Annotated in this window: 11 protein-coding genes and 6 pseudogenes; 10 read left to right on the forward strand and 7 right to left on the reverse strand. The window is 68.1% G+C overall.

The features are described 5' to 3' along the window. Positions 1–159: 159 nt before the first annotated feature. Positions 160–981: an alpha/beta fold hydrolase gene (locus AC068A_RS35955; RefSeq protein WP_478590508.1), complete on the reverse strand. Its 822-nt coding sequence runs from the start codon at positions 979–981 to the stop codon at positions 160–162. A gap of 312 nt (positions 982–1293) precedes the next feature. Then, positions 1294–1497 carry a hypothetical protein gene (locus AC068A_RS35960; protein WP_478590509.1) on the reverse strand — a complete coding sequence of 68 codons (204 nt, stop codon included), beginning with the start codon at positions 1495–1497 and terminating at the stop codon, positions 1294–1296. Between the two features lie 25 nt (positions 1498–1522). On the opposite strand from AC068A_RS35960, the pseudogene AC068A_RS35965 reads away from it, so the two are divergent. After that, positions 1523–1865 (forward strand): annotated as a pseudogene (locus tag AC068A_RS35965) (transposase family protein); the annotation flags it as partial. 10 nt (positions 1866–1875) lie between these two features. Here AC068A_RS35965 and AC068A_RS35970 read toward each other — a convergent pair. Beyond that, entirely contained in the window at positions 1876–2397 is a 522-nt protein-coding gene (locus AC068A_RS35970; protein WP_478590510.1) for a hypothetical protein, read from the reverse strand. 503 nt (positions 2398–2900) lie between these two features. On the opposite strand from AC068A_RS35970, the pseudogene AC068A_RS35975 reads away from it, so the two are divergent. Further along, positions 2901–3635, forward strand: a pseudogene (locus AC068A_RS35975) (helicase associated domain-containing protein); the annotation flags it as partial. 361 nt (positions 3636–3996) lie between these two features. Here AC068A_RS35975 and AC068A_RS35980 read toward each other — a convergent pair. Continuing rightward, positions 3997–4404 (reverse strand): DUF4279 domain-containing protein, encoded by a 408-nt coding sequence (locus tag AC068A_RS35980; RefSeq protein WP_478590511.1) that lies wholly within the window; start codon positions 4402–4404, stop codon positions 3997–3999. Continuing rightward, positions 4401–6221: a polymorphic toxin-type HINT domain-containing protein gene (locus AC068A_RS35985; RefSeq protein ID WP_478590512.1), complete on the reverse strand. Its 1821-nt coding sequence runs from the start codon at positions 6219–6221 to the stop codon at positions 4401–4403. The genes AC068A_RS35980 and AC068A_RS35985 overlap by 4 nt, the downstream gene beginning before the upstream one ends. Positions 6222–6389: 168 nt before the next feature. On the opposite strand from AC068A_RS35985, the pseudogene AC068A_RS35990 reads away from it, so the two are divergent. From AC068A_RS35990 to AC068A_RS36020, 7 genes and pseudogenes are all read left to right on the forward strand, one after another. Further along, positions 6390–6554: pseudogene (locus AC068A_RS35990) on the forward strand (transposase); the annotation flags it as partial. Between the two features lie 137 nt (positions 6555–6691). Further along, the gene (locus AC068A_RS35995; protein WP_478590513.1) at positions 6692–7735 is read left to right on the forward strand and encodes a DUF4259 domain-containing protein; all 1044 of its coding nucleotides are present in this window, start codon (positions 6692–6694) and stop codon (positions 7733–7735) included. A gap of 669 nt (positions 7736–8404) precedes the next feature. Further along, positions 8405–8797: a hypothetical protein gene (locus AC068A_RS36000; protein ID WP_478590514.1), complete on the forward strand. Its 393-nt coding sequence runs from the start codon at positions 8405–8407 to the stop codon at positions 8795–8797. Positions 8798–9165: 368 nt separating this feature from the next. After that, positions 9166–10731, forward strand: a complete 1566-nt coding sequence (locus AC068A_RS36005) for a protein kinase domain-containing protein (RefSeq protein WP_478590515.1) — start codon at positions 9166–9168, stop codon at positions 10729–10731. 730 nt (positions 10732–11461) lie between these two features. Further along, the gene (locus AC068A_RS36010; protein ID WP_478590518.1) at positions 11462–11608 is read left to right on the forward strand and encodes a hypothetical protein; all 147 of its coding nucleotides are present in this window, start codon (positions 11462–11464) and stop codon (positions 11606–11608) included. After that, complete coding sequence (locus AC068A_RS36015) at positions 11605–12117, forward strand: ISAs1 family transposase (protein ID WP_478590517.1); 513 nt, start codon at positions 11605–11607, stop codon at positions 12115–12117. Before AC068A_RS36010 ends, AC068A_RS36015 begins: the two co-directional genes overlap by 4 nt. Before the next feature lie 153 nt (positions 12118–12270). Then, a complete protein-coding gene (locus tag AC068A_RS36020) occupies positions 12271–13269 on the forward strand; it encodes an FAD-dependent oxidoreductase (RefSeq protein ID WP_478590516.1) in 999 nt (332 codons plus the stop codon). Positions 13270–13768: 499 nt separating this feature from the next. Here AC068A_RS36020 and AC068A_RS36025 read toward each other — a convergent pair. Together AC068A_RS36025 and AC068A_RS36030 are read right to left on the reverse strand one after the other, a co-directional pair. Then, positions 13769–13903, reverse strand: a pseudogene (locus AC068A_RS36025) (hypothetical protein); the annotation flags it as partial. Next, positions 13863–14036 (reverse strand): annotated as a pseudogene (locus tag AC068A_RS36030) (hypothetical protein); the annotation flags it as partial. The pseudogenes AC068A_RS36025 and AC068A_RS36030, both read right to left, overlap by 41 nt. A gap of 609 nt (positions 14037–14645) precedes the next feature. Between AC068A_RS36030 and AC068A_RS36035 the strand changes: the two are divergent. Beyond that, positions 14646–16102 (forward strand): annotated as a pseudogene (locus AC068A_RS36035) (NF041680 family putative transposase). The last annotated feature ends 105 nt before the right edge of the window (positions 16103–16207 follow it).

Here is a 16207-nt window from a genome sequence, read left to right on the forward strand (position 1 = left end):
CGCAGCCCCATCGCTTACGAGACAGCGTCCGAGACAACATCAACTACGCTGGCACCAGCCGCATAACCCGTGCCCAGGATTCGGGGTCAAGGCCCACCTGTCAGTCACCGCTGACCGGACGCTCCACGGGCGGCCCTACCCCGTTGGGCGCGTCGGTTGTCAAGGTCGGCCGCTTGTTTCGATGAAGCTGATCACACGGTCCGCGTAGTCGTCCGGGTGAGTGACGTGGGGGATGTGTCCGGCCCCGTCGAAGGTGTGCGTGTGCGCTTGGGGCAGTGCACCGGAGAGTCGGTCGGTGATCGTGGCGAACCACGGCGGGCTCTCGGTGCCCTTGGTCAGGACGGCGGGGCCGGTGTAGCCGGAGAGGCGGGCGAGGTCGAGGTTGGCCCAACCAGGGTCGGCCTGCTCGTCCGCGAAGGTGGGGGCGTTGGTGAGGAACGTCTCGCGGAGCTGATCCGGCAGTTGCTCCCAGGCCCCGGGCCCCAGTGCAACCTCGTCCACGAACTGGCGTGCTGCTGCGAGGGTCTCGTCCGCCCTCAGGTGGTCGAGGACGGATTCGATCTTCTCGCCGTTGGCCGCCATCAGAGGCTGAAGCTCGGGGTCGTCGGCCACGATGCCCATGAGGGGAGGTTCGTGGGCGATGAGGCCCCGGAAGAGCTCCGGATGTCGGGCGGCCAGGCCGAGTGCGATCGAGGCGCCGTAGGAGTTGCCCGCGACGTACGCCGGCGCGAACCCGAGAGTCTTCATCAGAGCGGCCAGGTCTTCCTCGTCCTCGAACCGGGACCCAGGCCCCGGCGGACGTTCGCTCTGGCTGTGCCCCCGCCGGTCGTAGACGAGCACTCGGTATCTCAGCGCGAGGGCGTGCAGGACCGGAGCCCAGTGGTTGTGGTCGCTCCAGGAGCCATGCACCAGGATCAGCGGATCACCGTCCCCGCCCGCCTCGTAGAAGAGCTCGACGCCGTTCACTTCGACCCGTGACATGCCCCATCTCCTTACCTGCAGGCGGCGGCCGCTGCCGGAGCCATTGAGTCACCACCCGCCCGGCGCGTACAACCGCCGAGGTCTTCGATGGGCCCAACATCACGCGTCCGGCCCAGCGGCACCGGAGCGGATCACGGCGTATCACGCAGGTCAGCGAAAATGGGTCCCGGGGATGCTGGATGCCGGTGAGGTGTGCGAGTGGTGCGCCAACACCCTCCGGCCAGAACATTCCTACAAGTTGAGGTACGTGGAGGGCGCACCGAAAATCGCGAGGTCCAGACAACGAAGAAGGCCCGGGTCGTTGACCTGATCTCAGAAGCCGCCGAGCCGGTGGCCGATCCCGGCACGGTGGAGTTCGGCAGCCGTCGAGGTGACCGCCGCAGCGTGGTCGCTGTAGCCGGTGGCGAGCAGTTCCCCGGTGACCGGGTCGTACTCCTGCTTGCACAGTGCGGAGATCCGTATGCCCTTCGGCTCCAGGAGCTTCTTCGCTTCGCGGTGTCCTCGGGCGGTGAGCACTGGAACTGCCCGAGGCCGCTGGACGAAGATCCGCGCGCCCCGCATCGGGCCGGGCCAGCCACGCGTCCACCCCAAGCGGGTCCGCGCGGACAAAGCGTACGCATCCCGCAAGAACCGCGCCTACCTCCGCCGCAGAATCCGCTGCACCATCGCCGGACAAGGCCGACCAAGCGCGCAAACATCAGAAGATCGGCTGCCGCGGCGGCCGACCGCAGCATTTCGACCCGGTGGACTACCGCGAGCGCCACCCGGTTGAGTGCGGGATCAACCGCCTCAAGAGACACCGCGCCGTCACCACGCGATATGCCAAGATCGCGGTCCGCTACGAGGTGACCGTCCTCGTAGCTGCCATCAACGAGTGGTTGTGACCCTCGGCCGTCACGCGGTGGGATCCACGTTCCACGTCTCGGGCAGGTCGCTGCCGCAGAAGACGCAGACGAAGTCGTCCTCGCGCACAATGTTGTGCTCCTGACAGCCAGGACACCGCCGGAACACCACCTCATGGGTGAAGCCGGAGGGCCGCCCGAGCCCTACATCGTCCAGAGCACGCGCGACTTCCGACCAGGAGGTGACGTCCGGGCAGTACCCGGTGGACTGGTTGCTGACCTCGCTCACGGCCCACCAGTCCGCCTCACGCACGAACCCAATCTCGCCAGCACCCAGAACCATGGCTCCGCCGGCACAGGCCACATGCTCGCTTCGCCGCGGCGCCAGCCGAAGCACACCGTCCGTGCCGACCACGAAGGTGAACGGTTCGGCCAGCTCCGCCCCCGATCGCTCAGAGATCCAGTCGCCGAACTCAGCCGCCGAGCTGATCCGGCACCCACCGCTGCCAGGCCGGACCGCAGCCTTCAGTTCGACCGGTCCGACATATTGGTAACTCCGCCCCCGCGCACTCATGTGAGCCAACCTAAAGCACTCCCGACCACGCCCCAGGGACAGCGGTCGTCGCCAGTGGCGGCGCGCCGCGTCGCCCGCAGCGTCAGCCTCCATGTGAGCGGCCCGGCAGCCACCGGTGGCCACGGCCGGCGCAGGGGCGTCACAGCGCCGGGGCATGCAGCTGCAGGCGCAGGGGGCCGGCGCAGCGTGATCGGCAGTCCGCCCGGGCTGCGGGTGGTGGCTCTCCGGGGACGGCGTGGGGTTGGCGGTGGTCATCGAGTCCTCTTCACTGCAGCCGTGCGGCCGGGTCGGCGGTGTGCCAGGCCCGCGCGCACCTGGCACGCGAGCCGGAGGCCACCGTGAAGAGGCACCCCTTGACCAACGTATGTTCTGACTCGCTCGTCCACAGCCACCGGCGCCCCGTATGCCATGCTTCCCCCCTTGCCGGCCCGATCTGTCCGTGACCAGCCACACACCCGCCCACGGAGCGTGCGCCGCCAGCCGAGGAGGGAATGGCTTTGTAGGTGTGGGAGCCCGGCGAAGAGCGTGGGAGGCCAAGCTCGCCGCGCTGCGGTCCTACCGGCGGGCAAACGGGCACTCGCCCCGCGCCAGGACGCGGTCTGGGGCGAAGGCGAGGCGATGATGCCCATCGGACAGCACATGGCCAACCTCCGACGGAACGGCCTGGGCAAGGAGCCGCAGCGGGCGGCGGAACGCGCGGCCCAGCCGACGGCAATCGACCCGGACTGGAACTGCCCGTGGCCGCTGGACTGGCAACGGCACCACCGCGTCCTCGCCGACCTGGTCGACGACGACGGCCACCTGCCCGACATCGCACCCGACATCGCACCCGGCGTCCTGATGGACGGCGACGACCTCGGCAAGTGGCTCCAGCAACAGAAGCAGCCGGCCACCTGGCACGGCTCCTGCCCAAACAGCAGGAGCGGCTGACCAAGCTGGGCGTCCAGCCGCTCCGGGCGCCCTCTGTGGCCCCGGCGGCGGGGCCCGCGGTGAAGGGCACAAACAAGGCGCAGCAGGCGTTCCAGCGGGGTCTGACGGCGCTCGCGCAGTGGGTGGAACGTGAGGGCGCGGACCGGCTGGTGCCGCGCGGCCACAGCGAAGAGATCGCGATCGACAGCGAGGCAGAGCCGGTGATCGTCAAGCTGGGCGTGTGGGTCTCGAACACCAAGACCCGCCGGAACAAGCTCACCGCGGAGCAGCGGGCGGCGCTCATCGAGCTGGGGTGGAGTGGGGCGTGACGTCACCGCCGCCCGGTGGGCTGGTCGAGAGCCCCGGGCGTCATCGCCCGGGGCTCTTGTCTTGCCGCCGTCTGTGCCCCCGGACGGGTGAGTTTCTCCCTCGCGCACGCGTGCGCAGTTCTAGGCGCGTACGTCCAACTTGCCTGAATTTTCCTGGTTGAGGTTGTGGTTGGTCAGGTCGGTGCGGTTGCCGATGCCGTCGAACTCATACGACTGCCAGTAGCCGCCACCGTCCGGTCCGGACGGACGAGGATCGCATCCAAGACGTCGCGGCTCCCCCCATGCCGCGGGGCCCGCTCGGCTATCCGGGTTGTGGGGTAGAGCGCACAAGTCCCGCTGGCGGTGCCAGCGGGACTTGGGGTTACTGCGGGTCTGTGTAGACGTACTGGTCGATGTCCAGGGAGGCATGGGACGTAGCCAGCCAGGACACGAGGGCCGGGCTGAGGAAGATGCCCTTTTGCGCAGGGTCGTCGGGGTCTCTGATCTCTTGGACGATTTCCAGGCAGACGGCGGCGTCACCGGAGACGGCGAGGCGGCCCAGGGACTCGGCGAAGTCCTGCCCCCACGCGAGGATCACCGACTCCAGGTCCTCCGGTCGGGCGTGGCCGGCGCGGCGGATCCAGGTGGAGTGGGAGCGCGGGGGCGACTGAGAACGTCGGCGGCTGCCGATCGACGTCGACTCGTCGGGCTCCACTCCCAGACGCCGGGAGATGGCCTCCGGCTGCAGGGTCTCGCTGACCACCCTCAGGTAGATGCGGAAGGCGCTCACGGGCGATACCTGTAGTTCGTCGGGACCAGGATCCTGCCGTCCTTGCTCACGAGGACGATCCGGCTGTCGCCGTCGCGCATCGCGTCGAACCTGGAGACCATGTTCTTACCAACCCAGTCAGCCTTGAAGCCGTGCGGGTCCTCTCCCATGCTCTTGAGAGCCTTCTCGAGCTGCTTTTCCTTCAGCTTCACCAGCGAACCGCGGTCGATGGCCGCGGCGTCGGGGATCTCGCCGGGGATGATGTCGCACGATACGTTGTGGACGAGTACCGGGGTCTTGCCAGCCAGTACATAGTAGGTATGCAGGTCATTGACGGTCAGGTTGTAAGCCGGCTGGAGGGTCTTCCAGTGCGTGACCTGCTGGATCTGCGCGGTGGAGCCGTCCGGGGTACGCAGAGTGTCCCCCGCGTTCAGGTCCACGGCGTGGGTCCACTGCCCCCGGTTCTGTGTCCAGAACGGGTGGTGGTCGGTGGCGGTGAGGGAGCCTCCGCCCAGGGCGGCGTCCAGGGTGATGCCGGTGAAGTCCCGGTCGTCGGGTGTGCGGATCGTGTCGTCGACGCGGCGGGCTCCGGTAGTGCCCGAGGCGGGGTCGGAGGCGAGGACCGCGTCACCCACCTGTACGCCCTCGATCGGCTTCGTGGAACCGTTGGCCATCAGCACCTGCGTACCAGCCGGGAAGCTGTCGCACTTCATGCGCCGCTGAGCCTTGCGGATGTCGTCGGGGATGAGTTTGCCGCCGGTCTTGAGCCAGCGCATCACGGCGAGTGCGCCGAGGGCGCGGTCGGTGCGGCTGAGCTTGTCACCGGCTGCCATGTCCTTGCCGGTGATTGCGTCGACGATGCCCTTGCCGTCTCCGATGCCGGGCAGGACGTTGAGGAGCGCGCCCATGCGTGCGTCGCGGGCTGCGTTCTCCTCGGGCGTGGTGTTGGTCGTGCCGACTGCCTCTCCGACGTGGGAGAAGTCGAAGTTGACGTCGGAGACTTTGAGGATGCCGTCGGCTGCCTTGTTGAACCCGGTGACGGCCTTGTTCACCTGGGCGATGCCCTCGTTCATCTCGGCCACGCCCTGGTTGGCCTTGTCCATGCCCCTGGCGGCCCCTTGGAGGGCCGTGTTCATTTCGTCGAAGGTCTCGTTGATGCCGTCCAGGGCGGCGTTCATCTCATCGAGAGCCTCGACCGACATGTTCATGCCGGCGATTGCCTGGTCGAAGGCGGCGTTCAACTCATCGAACCACTGTCCGATCGGGTTACCGTCAATGACGATCTCCGGCCGGCCTTCGCCTGGGGGGACGTAGTTTGCGGCGACGAGCATGGCCAGGACTTCGGCCGACTCGTTCTCGGCGCCGACGAGGCGGGAGATGGTGACCAGGTTGGTCCGAAGGTTGTCCAGGTGCGGTTTGGCGGCCTTGAACGTCTTCAGCGCCTGCTGGAGGGCCTGCCGCTTCTTCTCCGGGTCAGCCTGCTGCTTGGGATCCAGTGTGAGGAGCGGCCGGAGCTTGGTGAGCTCGCCGAGCTCCTTGTTGAGCGCGTCGAAGGAGGTGCCGCCGCCCTCTGTCGGATCCCCCAAGAGGTAGACGAAAACCCCGACGCCGAGACCGAGCTTGACGGACTTGAGAGCGAACTCCTTGTGGCACCTGGGCCGCTCCAGCAGGGGCCGTTCCCGGCACTTGGAGTACTGCGAAACCCGCGCAGCGATCTCCAGAAGCGTGGGCTCACCCTCGGCAGGCTCCGCAGCCGCAGCCGTCCCCACACCCGTCCCGATGGTCAGGCACAGGACGGTGAGGAGTGTGACGATCTTCTGTTTGAGATGGTGGTACATGCATTCCCTACGGGCGCGGACCAGTCCGGACCGCGCTCCCCCTGGCAGCAGAAACTGCCCTTTTTACTCGCGCATAGCGCGTTGGTCGCGGCCCACCGTAAGCCGTTACCCCAAGTCATGATCAATCCCCTTTCAGGCGATCTCTGCCACACGCGCGTCAGCCAGGGCGGCACCCGGTGCGAGACCGACGGGCAGCTGCTGACGAGCACACGTGACAACCCCGACCGACTCCGCTCAGAAGCATCCTTCGCCCACCTCTGCGGGACCGCCCCGCTCCCGGCCTCCTTCGGCCGCACCAACCGCCACCGCCTCAGCCGCGCCAGCAGCCGCCGTCAGCCGGTCCGCCGCCAACCCGGCACCGATCGGGCCCAGAGGTCGCACCAGGAAGTCTCGTCGAGTACGACGCCTGAGCCTGCTGTTGTCGGTGCCGCCTGGCACTATCCCGGAGGACCCCCACCGCAAGGAGACCCATGGGCACCTGGGACGTCGGCCCCTTCGACAACGACACCGCCGCAGACTTCTGCGCCTTCCTCGACGAGGCCGCCGACGCCGACCGGCCCGGCCTCGTTCGGGACGCGCTCGTCCGCGTCCTCAGCGCCGACGACCCCCTCGACCAGCACTTGGCGGCCAAAGCGGTGGCGGCGGCTGCCCTCGTCGCCGCCCAGTGCCCCGGCGGCCGTCCCGTCACCAGCACGTACGGGCCGAACCTGCCCGTCCCCGCACTTCCGGCCGACCTGCAGGGCATCGCCGACCGCGCCCTGGACCGGGTCCAAGCCGAACCCGAGCTGCGGGAACTCTGGGCCGAGACGGACAAGTACCCCTATTGGCTTCGCAGCCTGCAGCTCCTGCGCAGGGTGCTCACCTTCCCCGCACCCCAGCCGGTAGCCCGCTCCTGGGCCAGGATCGACACGTGGATGCAGCAGCACGCCCCTGCCTCCTACGTGCTGCTCGCGCCGCCGGCCGACCCCGCCGAAGTCGAAGCTGCACAGGAAGCAATGGGGATGCGCTTCCCCACCGACCTCCTGGAGTCACTGGCCTGCCACAACGGGATCACCCAGTGGGCCACCCTGGTCCCCGACCGACCTCCCGTGTCCGTCGCAGAAATCCTCGACCACTGGCAGATGTGCGTGGAGATCGCCGGGGACGACCCCGACCTCACCGAGCCCCCTGAATGGGCCGATGAACCCTGGTGGCACCCGCTGTGGATCCCCTGGGCACAGAGCGACGGCGACTCCCAGATCATCGACATGCGCGAGGGGCCCGGCCAGGGCCGCCTGGGCAATGCGACACACGACGACACCGGCCACTTCGAGGACGGATGGCCCTCACTGGCCGTCTACCTGACAGCGGTCGCCGACGCCCTCGACCACGGCTCCGACGTCGACCGACAGGTACCGTTCCTGACCTCAGAAGGCGACCTGTGGTGGGACCGGCCCGGCGCGACCGAGCTGAACGGGAAGCCCCTCACCCCCGCCCCCAGAACCGAAGCCCAGGTCACCCCACCCCACCCCTAACGCTCCGCTGGCAGCAGGGACGCGCACAAACCGCCCCACCCTCCCGACCACGGGCAGCGCGGACTTCTGGGGGATGGGAACCGGGCCGCTGGGCAAGCCGCTCGCCCACTGGGGGCTTTCCCAGGGTCTCCTTGGGCTTGCCCGCGCCACTGGCCGGAGGCTTGTCCAGGTCAGGAGCGCCAGTGCGAGAGCCAGCCGTCGGCCTTCTGCTCGGGCACCTCCGGCACCTGGTACTGCTCCTTGTGCTCGTCGTCGTCCCACTCCTCCGCCTCGATGGCCTTCGCCTGGCAGTCGCCGCTTGGAACACGCTTCCGGAGATCGTAATTCCGAAGGGCAATCCCAACGCCCCCGAGGTTGAGTTCACCGACAACGACATGCAGAAGCAGCCCAGCCCGCTAGTACTCCAGCCGGACTTCTCCATTACCGCTGGTCAACGGCTTGAGTGTGGGGAGTCTAGCGGGCTGGTGATGGGTGCGGGACGGTCTTGGCGGACCGTCCCGCGAACGTGTGCCCACGCCGCATGTAGTGACGGCGGGCTGAGCAGTCCACGAGTGTGATCAATGACGTGCCCACGCGTGCCTGGGGCCATGAACTCGAGACCCGGCTGCTGGGGCCGGTGGGCCGCAAGAACGGCCCCAGGCCGGCGCCCCCACGGTCATCCGGACGGCGGTGAACGGCGCCTCGACGGGCCACAAGCTGGACGTCCTCCTCTCCGACCACCAGGGCACCGTCAACACGGTCATCGCCCTGGGCGTCGGCATCGACGACGCCTCGGGCCTGACCCACATCGGCGCACGCGAGTACGACCAGGCCGCCGACCACGGCGACACCCGGGCCCTGTACTGGCTGGCGCGGATGCGGGAGAATGCCGGGGACCATCACGAGGCCGAACGCCTGGCCCTGCAAGCCGCCGACCACGGAGCCGGTGCGGCGCGCTTCTTCAGCAGCCTGTGGCCGCACGGACTCGAGGCTGATGGCACACGCTCCCTGCCCCTTCGCTATGCGAGTTGGGCCAGGACTCCTGAGAGACGATCCCAGGCCGCCAACGCGCCCCAGCGATGACCAGGTCATCTCGATCCGGAACCCGTCGTGCTCACCCCGGTAGCGGGAACCTGCCCTGCGAGGCCGGGTGAGCAGCAGGCAAGCCGCCGGTCAGGCCGTCGCAGCGTATCCACCGCAAGGAAGCGCGTGGTCGTCGTCGTGGTAGCGTGCCGCTCCAGCCGGCCGGTCATGTCCGGGACAAAATCTGAGCTCGCGCCCTGCTCGGGTGGGAACCAACAACATTGTCGCAGTGCGCCCTTGGGGGCAGCGGTGCGCAAACCGGGGGAAGAACGAGGGCGATGGGCGTGGGAGAGAGCGAGCTCGAGTTCACGGGAGCGGCAGTCGGTCAGGGACGCTACGTACTCCAGGCTCCGCTTGGAGAAGGCGGGATGGCCTCTGTCTACCGTGCCCACGACTCGGTGCTGGGCCGAACCGTTGCGGTGAAGATGCTGCATTCCGAACTGGCTCATGATCCGTCTTTCCGTGAGCGGTTCCGCCGTGAGGCCCAGGCTGTCGCCGCGCTCAACCACGCCAATATCGTGGCGGTCCACGACAGCGGGGAGGACATCGGCGACGGAGGCGTCGTGCAGTACATCGTCATGGAGTACGTGCAAGGCCGCTCTCTGCGTCAGCTGATCCAGGACAGCGCCGCCTCACCCTCACCAGACAATGCGATGGCACTTGAGCGGGCACTGGCGATAACCGCAGGCGTGCTGGATGCGCTCACATGCAGCCACCGGCATGGTTTGGTCCACCGGGACATCAAACCCGCCAACGTGATGGTGACCGACGACGGCGCAGTCAAAGTCATGGACTTCGGTATCGCCCGTGCTCTGCAGTCCGACGCCACCGCCATGACCCGAACAGGCACCATTCTCGGCACACCGCAGTACCTCTCCCCTGAGCAAGCGCTGGGAAAGCCCGCCGACGCCCGCTCCGATCTCTACTCCGTCGGCTGCATGCTCTTCGAACTGATCACAGGCAAGCGGGCATTCGATGGCGAATCCACGATGAGCGTGCTCTACCAGCACGTACAGCAACCCGCACCGACCCCATCGTCGGTCAATCCCTCGCTTCCGCCGGTCATCGACGAGATCGTCGCACGCGCCCTCAGCAAGGACCCCGCACAGCGGTACCAGACCGCTCAGGCCATGGCGGAGGCCATCCGCCAGCCCGTCACCAGCCGGACGTCCACCCGGCAGATACCCTCGCACGACGCCCTCACAATCGCCGCCCCCGCCAGGGCCAGGGCCACGCCCAGTACCCATGCGGGTGCCGCGCCCGACCGCCCGAGGCGACCGGGGCGTCTCGACGCGCTACGGCGGGACCCGCATTTCCGACAGTTCGTCTTCATCGCGGCTCCTATCGTCCTCACGGCCTTGGTGTTCTACGCCAAGATGAACGCAGGATCCCTGTCCTCGTCCTCGTTGGGCACCCCGGATCCACGGGCCACCGGAGATCTCACCCTCTGCGACCGGGAAAAGCAAGACGGTAAGACGAGAGTTCCCATGTTCGGGCGCATGTCGCCCGAGAAAGCAAAGACCTGCGCTGAGATCGCCGGACTGAAACTGGTGCAGAAGACCAGGACCGGAGATAAGCATGACAAGAATACGGTGACCAAGCAGGAGCCCGAATCGGACAATTATGTCGAGCCGGGCAGCACCGTCACCGTCTGGGTCTCCACCGGTGAGGACCCCCGGGCCGTTGGCGACCTCAGCACCTGCGGCTCCGCCGAGATAGACGGAAAAGTCGACATTCCGGTACTTATGGGAATGACCCCGGCCAGGGCGCGCATATGCGCGGACATCGGGCAACTGAAGGTGGAAGAAGCCGGATCCATTCAGGACGCTCTCACGCCGGCTGGTCGGATCGTCAGACAAGAACCCCATTTCACGGGTGATCGCATCCCTCCGGGCAGCACCGTCAGATACTGGATCAGTACGGGAAGGCCGTGAGAGCCCGCAGCGAAAGCACTCGCTCCGGACAGCCACTCTTCACGCCCGCCTCTCCCCCGGCCGCTAAAGGGTAGGGCTTCGGCGTCCAGGGGTTCAGCGTTGTCGTGTGGGGCCCGGTTCATGGCGGTCTGTCAGCTCGATGGTGTCCGGAACGTGGCAGGCACGGGCTTCCAGGATCATGGAGTTCTCTACGCCCCGTGATCCGAGTGGAAGACCGTGCCTGTCGACGCATCATCGCTGATCCCGCGTGGCCTTGACCAGCTCCGCAAGCATCCCGAGGTCGTATCCGACGAGGTCCCGCGCCTGCTGGAGCGGCTGGCCGAGGTGCCCGACCCGCGAGACCCACGCGGCGTACGGCACGCTCTGGTTGCCGTGCTCGCGCTGACCGCGTGCGCAGTTCTGGCGGGGCGACCTCTGTGCTGGCAGTCGGCGAGTGGATCGCCGACGCCCCGCCACACATCCTGGAACGCCTCGGCATACGCCTCGACCCACTGTTCCCGAAGCGGTTCCTGCCTACGGAAACGACGGTCCGGCGGCTGCTGGCCCGCCTCGACGGCGATGCGCTGGACCGGGCGGTCGGACGATGGCTCGCCGACCGCCGCCCGAAGGCGACCGGGCTGCGCGGCCTCGCAGTGGACGGCAAAAGCCTGCGCGGCGCGGCCAGAGCGAAGGGCCGCAAGATCCACCTGCTCGCCGCACTGGAGCACACCCCGGCCTGGTCCTGGCCCAGTTGGACGTCCGCGAGAAGACGAGCGAGATCACCTGCTTCCAGCCGCTGCTGGACACCGTCGCCGACCTGGCAGGAACCGTCGTCACCAGCGATGCCATGCACACCCAGCGCGAGCACTCCTCGGCCGCGGCGCCCACTACATCGTGATCGTCAAGGGCAACCAGAAGAAGCTGCGCCAGCAGCTCAAGCCCCTTCCCTGGAAAGACATCCCGCTTCAGGGACGCACCCGGGGCATCGGCCACGGCCGCTCGGAGATCCGCCGGATCAAGGTTGCCACCGTGAACAGCCTCCTCTTCCCCGGAGCCCGCCAGGCCGTCCAGATCAAGCGCCGCCGCACCGACCGCAAGACCGGCAAGACCACCGTCAAGACGGTCTGCGCCGTCACCAGCCTGACCGCCGAGCAGGCCACCGCGGCCCAGCTCGCCGAACTCGTCCGCGACCACTGGAAGATCGAGGCTCTGCACCATGTCCGCGACACCACGTTCGCCGAGGACGCCTCCCAGCTGCAGACCGGCAACGCGCCCCGCGTGATGGCCACCTGGCGCAACCTCGCCATCGGAGCCCTCCGCACGGCCGGAGTAAAGAACATCGCGGCCGGCCTTCGCCGCAACGCCCGCGACCCGCGCCGCCCCCTCGCACTCCTCGGCCTCGGATGATCACGAACCGGACGTCATCCGACTACGCCGAAGCCCTGGGTCCGTGGCCGGTGCGGATCTTCGAGGCGTCCTCGGCAGCGGCGGATTCCGGCTCTGGTGTTTCAAGCGCTGCTGGCGAGTTCAGCAGGTGCGAATGCGCTCCAGCATCGCTCCGTGTTCGACCATCGTCTGCGGCTGCTCATGGAACTGCCGCGCTCGGAGGCGGGAGACAAGCTGCTGATCGGTCGTGTGCCGCTGAGGACCCTGCTGACTCAGGGGTTGTCCGACGTGGTGCGCTTCGGTTCGCAGTTCACACATTTTTCCAGGAACGAGGACGGTACCGTCACTGCGTACTTTGCCGACGGCCAAACTGAGCGGGCGGACTTGCTGGTGGGAGCCGACGGTGCGCGGTCACGGGTGAGCGCCGCTCTGGCCGGTGAGCCGACCGCGCGTCCGTTGCCGGTGTCGGGCCTGGCCGGCCGGACACCACTCGACGAACGCACGCGCCGATGGTTGCCGCCCTCGCTGGCCACGGGGATGGCGTTCGTGATCGGCCCGCACGGCACGGGCATGTTCCTGTCGATGTTCGATCCGGCCGATGTCACTGTTGATCCTGATTCATGCCGACAGGTACCGGCGATTGTTGAGCCCGGATACGTGTTGTGGGGGATCACCAGCGGCACGGACACCGACGCGAGCGCCCCGCCTGCGGTGCTGCACGACCACGCGAACCGGCTGGTATCGGCCTGGTCACCGCGGATCCGGGATCTGGTTCGAGCCGCCGACGTCAGCTCGGTGAGCAGCTTCGGATATCTCGCCGTAGATCCGGCACAGAGGTTCACGCCGTGGGCGGCGGGGGTGGTGACCGCGATCGGTGACGCAGTCCACGCAATGCCCCCAACCTCCGGCCAAGGGGCGGCGACCGCGATCCGGGACGCCGACCTGCTGGCAACCTGCCTGCAGCCGGTGCTTGACGGCACCTCGACGATTCCGCTGGCGGTGCACGCCTACCAGCGGGACATGCCGGCCTATGCCCGTACCGCGGTGCGCCAGTCGCTGCAGAACATTGCCTGGCAGCGCCGCATCACCCACCGGTCCTCCTACGCCGTGGCCCGTGCCGCACTGCCCGTGGTGAACACCCTCGCCCGCGGAATCCGACGGCTTTCTCCTTGATGTGTGCCACCGCGGGCCCACTGCTGCCGGCTTCCGGTCGTTCTCAGGGACCAGCCACACGTTCGGGCCATCGCGCCTGAGGCGCCGTACGGCGATCTGCCCGACGAGCACGACGGCAACGAGGTCGCCATGGCTGGGAATGGTCCGCCTTACGGCCCACCTGGTCGCCGCGCAGGATGGCCGCGCCGGACATGGCGTCGTCAGCGACCGTGAGCATGATGAGTTCACCGGCGACTTCGAGTGAGCTGGGCGGCAATTTGTCCGGCGTGTCCGTCGCGGAGACGGTTGCCCGGGCGATGGCGCTGTCCGGCGCGGTCGCGATCGTAGGGCTGCCATTCACCGGCTTGGCCTGGAAGGTCGGGAGCTGATCCGGGCCGTCTGCGGGCGCGGTCTGCACGGGGAGTGCGGGCGCGAGACCCAAGAGCTGATCTTCGCCGAAAGCGGTGAGCGCGTATGAGCGGGGCCGGCGGAAGTCCCTGGGCACCAGGCCCTTCTTCTCCAGCCTCTTCAGCTGATGCTCCGCCGAGGCCGTGCTGGAGAGCCCCCGCCGTGTCGCCGTTCTCTCGCATCGAGGGCGGGTAGCCCCTCCGCTGCGGCGAGCCGGCGATGCAGGACAGAGCGGCCCGCTGCCGATCGGTCAGGCCGTCCTTCCCAGGCTGGATGCCGGGCGCCCAGCGAACGGTGTGGTGTTGATCTTCACCATCCCCTCCACAATGTGAGCGAACGGTAACCCAGCGCACCGCCTGGTCGCGCGCACATTCGATCATGGATGCGCGACGGGTCCATCTGGCGGACTGGTCGGGGGCGTGGGCGCTGCTCGGTGCACAGCGTGCGCGAAGGGGAGTCGTGTGACGGAGAGTAGGCGTTCGCCGCTCCGGGTAGGTAGGCCGCAGTCCCTTCAGCGGGAGCGGCAATGACGGACGAGCGTGATCTAACTTGATCTTTAACGTCTGGGTCGTTGGTCAGCCGCTGCATAGGGGCGAGGTGACCGCCGACTCCGTGGGACCATCTCGGCATGCGTCTGATAGCTGACGGAGCCACGCCGACTTCGCGGTTGGTACTGGTGAAGGATCTCGAGACCGACGACGGATACGCCTTCGAGCTGGCGCGCCCGCTCTTCCTGGCTGCTGGTGATCGAATCGCTTTCGAAGACGACAGGCTTGTTGTCGTGCGGGCTGGAGGAGTGCGGCTGTCACCGGCCGGCGACTGGTCCACTCGTTGCGGCCCCGGATCCCTGCAGCGCCGGTAGGAACCGCTCCTCGAACGGTGCTCGTACTTGATCACTCGGTTCGGTGTCCGCCGTACACGGAAGCGACCTTCGTCTGAACATGTGCTCCGACCAAGGAACACACATGTCCAGCACGAAGGCCGCGAGGATGAGTCTGCTGCATCACGATGGCCGGCGAGAGCCGCCGGCGGAGCTGTCACGCTTCCGGGGTGAGTTCTACTCCTGTCTCACCGCTCGTTCGGACGCTCTGTTCGAGCTGGCCGACGCGCTCTTGTGCGGTGACGGGCCGGTGAGGTCGCTGGCAGAGCTGTCGCTGGTGGGCGAACACCGCCGTGGGCACGGAGGACTTTACGCTGCCGTCTCAAAGGGCCGAATCGACGCGGACCGGATGCGCCAGGCCCTGGCCTCCGTGCCGCTGCCACGGGCAGTCGACGGGCGGCTGGTCCTGGCCGTCGATGTCACGTGCTGGCTGCGGCCGAACGCCCACACCTCACCAGAGCGGATCCTGTGCCACACCTACGGCCGGGGCAAAGACCAGCACATCCCCGTTCCCGGGTGGCCGTACTCGATCGTCTGCGCGCTGGAGCCGGGCCGCAGCTCGTGGACCGCCCCGCTGGACGCTCTGCGCCTGGCACCCGGGGACGACACCGCCACCGTCACCGCCCGACAACTGCGCGAACTTGTCGAGCGCCTCATCACCGCAGGCCAGTGGCAGGCCGGCGACCCTGACGTCCTCGTCATAGCGGACGCCGGATACGACGCGCCACGCCTGGCCCACCTCCTACGGGACCTGCCGGTCCAGGTCCTGGCCCGGATGCGTTCGGACCGAGTACTACGTCGGGCCGTCCCGCCGCGGCAGCCCCACACCATGGGCCGTCCGCCGCGGCACGGCGGCGAGTTCGTCTTCGGCCAGCCCGACACCTGGGGCACCCCGGACACCGAAACCGTCACCGACACCCGCCTCTACGGAACCGCCCGAGCACGCTCGTGGGACCGGCTCCACCCCAAGCTCACCCACCGTTCTTCCTGGGCCGCGGCCGACGGCACCCTTCCGATCGTCGAGGGGACCGTGATCCGCCTGGACATCGATCACCTGCCCAGCGGAGCCACCCCGAAGCCAGTCTGGCTGTGGTGGTCGGGCACCGGCGCCGGCGAAGCGGACACAGACCGGCTCTGGCAGGCGTATCTGCGTCGTTTCGACATCGAGCACACCTTCCGTCTGTTCAAGCAGACTCTCGGCTGGACCTGTCCGAAGATCCGCACCCCTGAGGCCGCGGACCGCTGGACCTGGCTGATCCTCGCGGCCTACACCCAACTGCGACTGGCCCGGCCACTGGCAGCCGACCGGCGCCGCCCATGGGAGAGGCCCGTCTCCTCGGACAGGCTGACCCCGGCACGTGTCCGCCGCGACTTCCGGCACATCCGCCCGAGGGTCGTCTGCCCGGCCCGAGCACCGAAACCCACCCGCCCCGGACCGGGACGACCACCTGGCCGAAAAAACACCGGCCCACCCCGCGCCACGACGTCCACACGCCGAGCAGAACGGGCACTGCAGCGTCCAGGAAGGCGAAGTTGACTACCCCACGACCCCGCCGCACAGGTTAAAGATCAAGCTAGGGCTGTCCCGTAACTGCTATGGGAGGGCTGGTGCCATGCCCTACGGCTGAACGCACCGCGCCAGCTGGCCGTACTTCATGCCGCTGGAGTAGA

Source organism: Streptomyces sp. NPDC043854 (genome assembly GCF_056436005.1).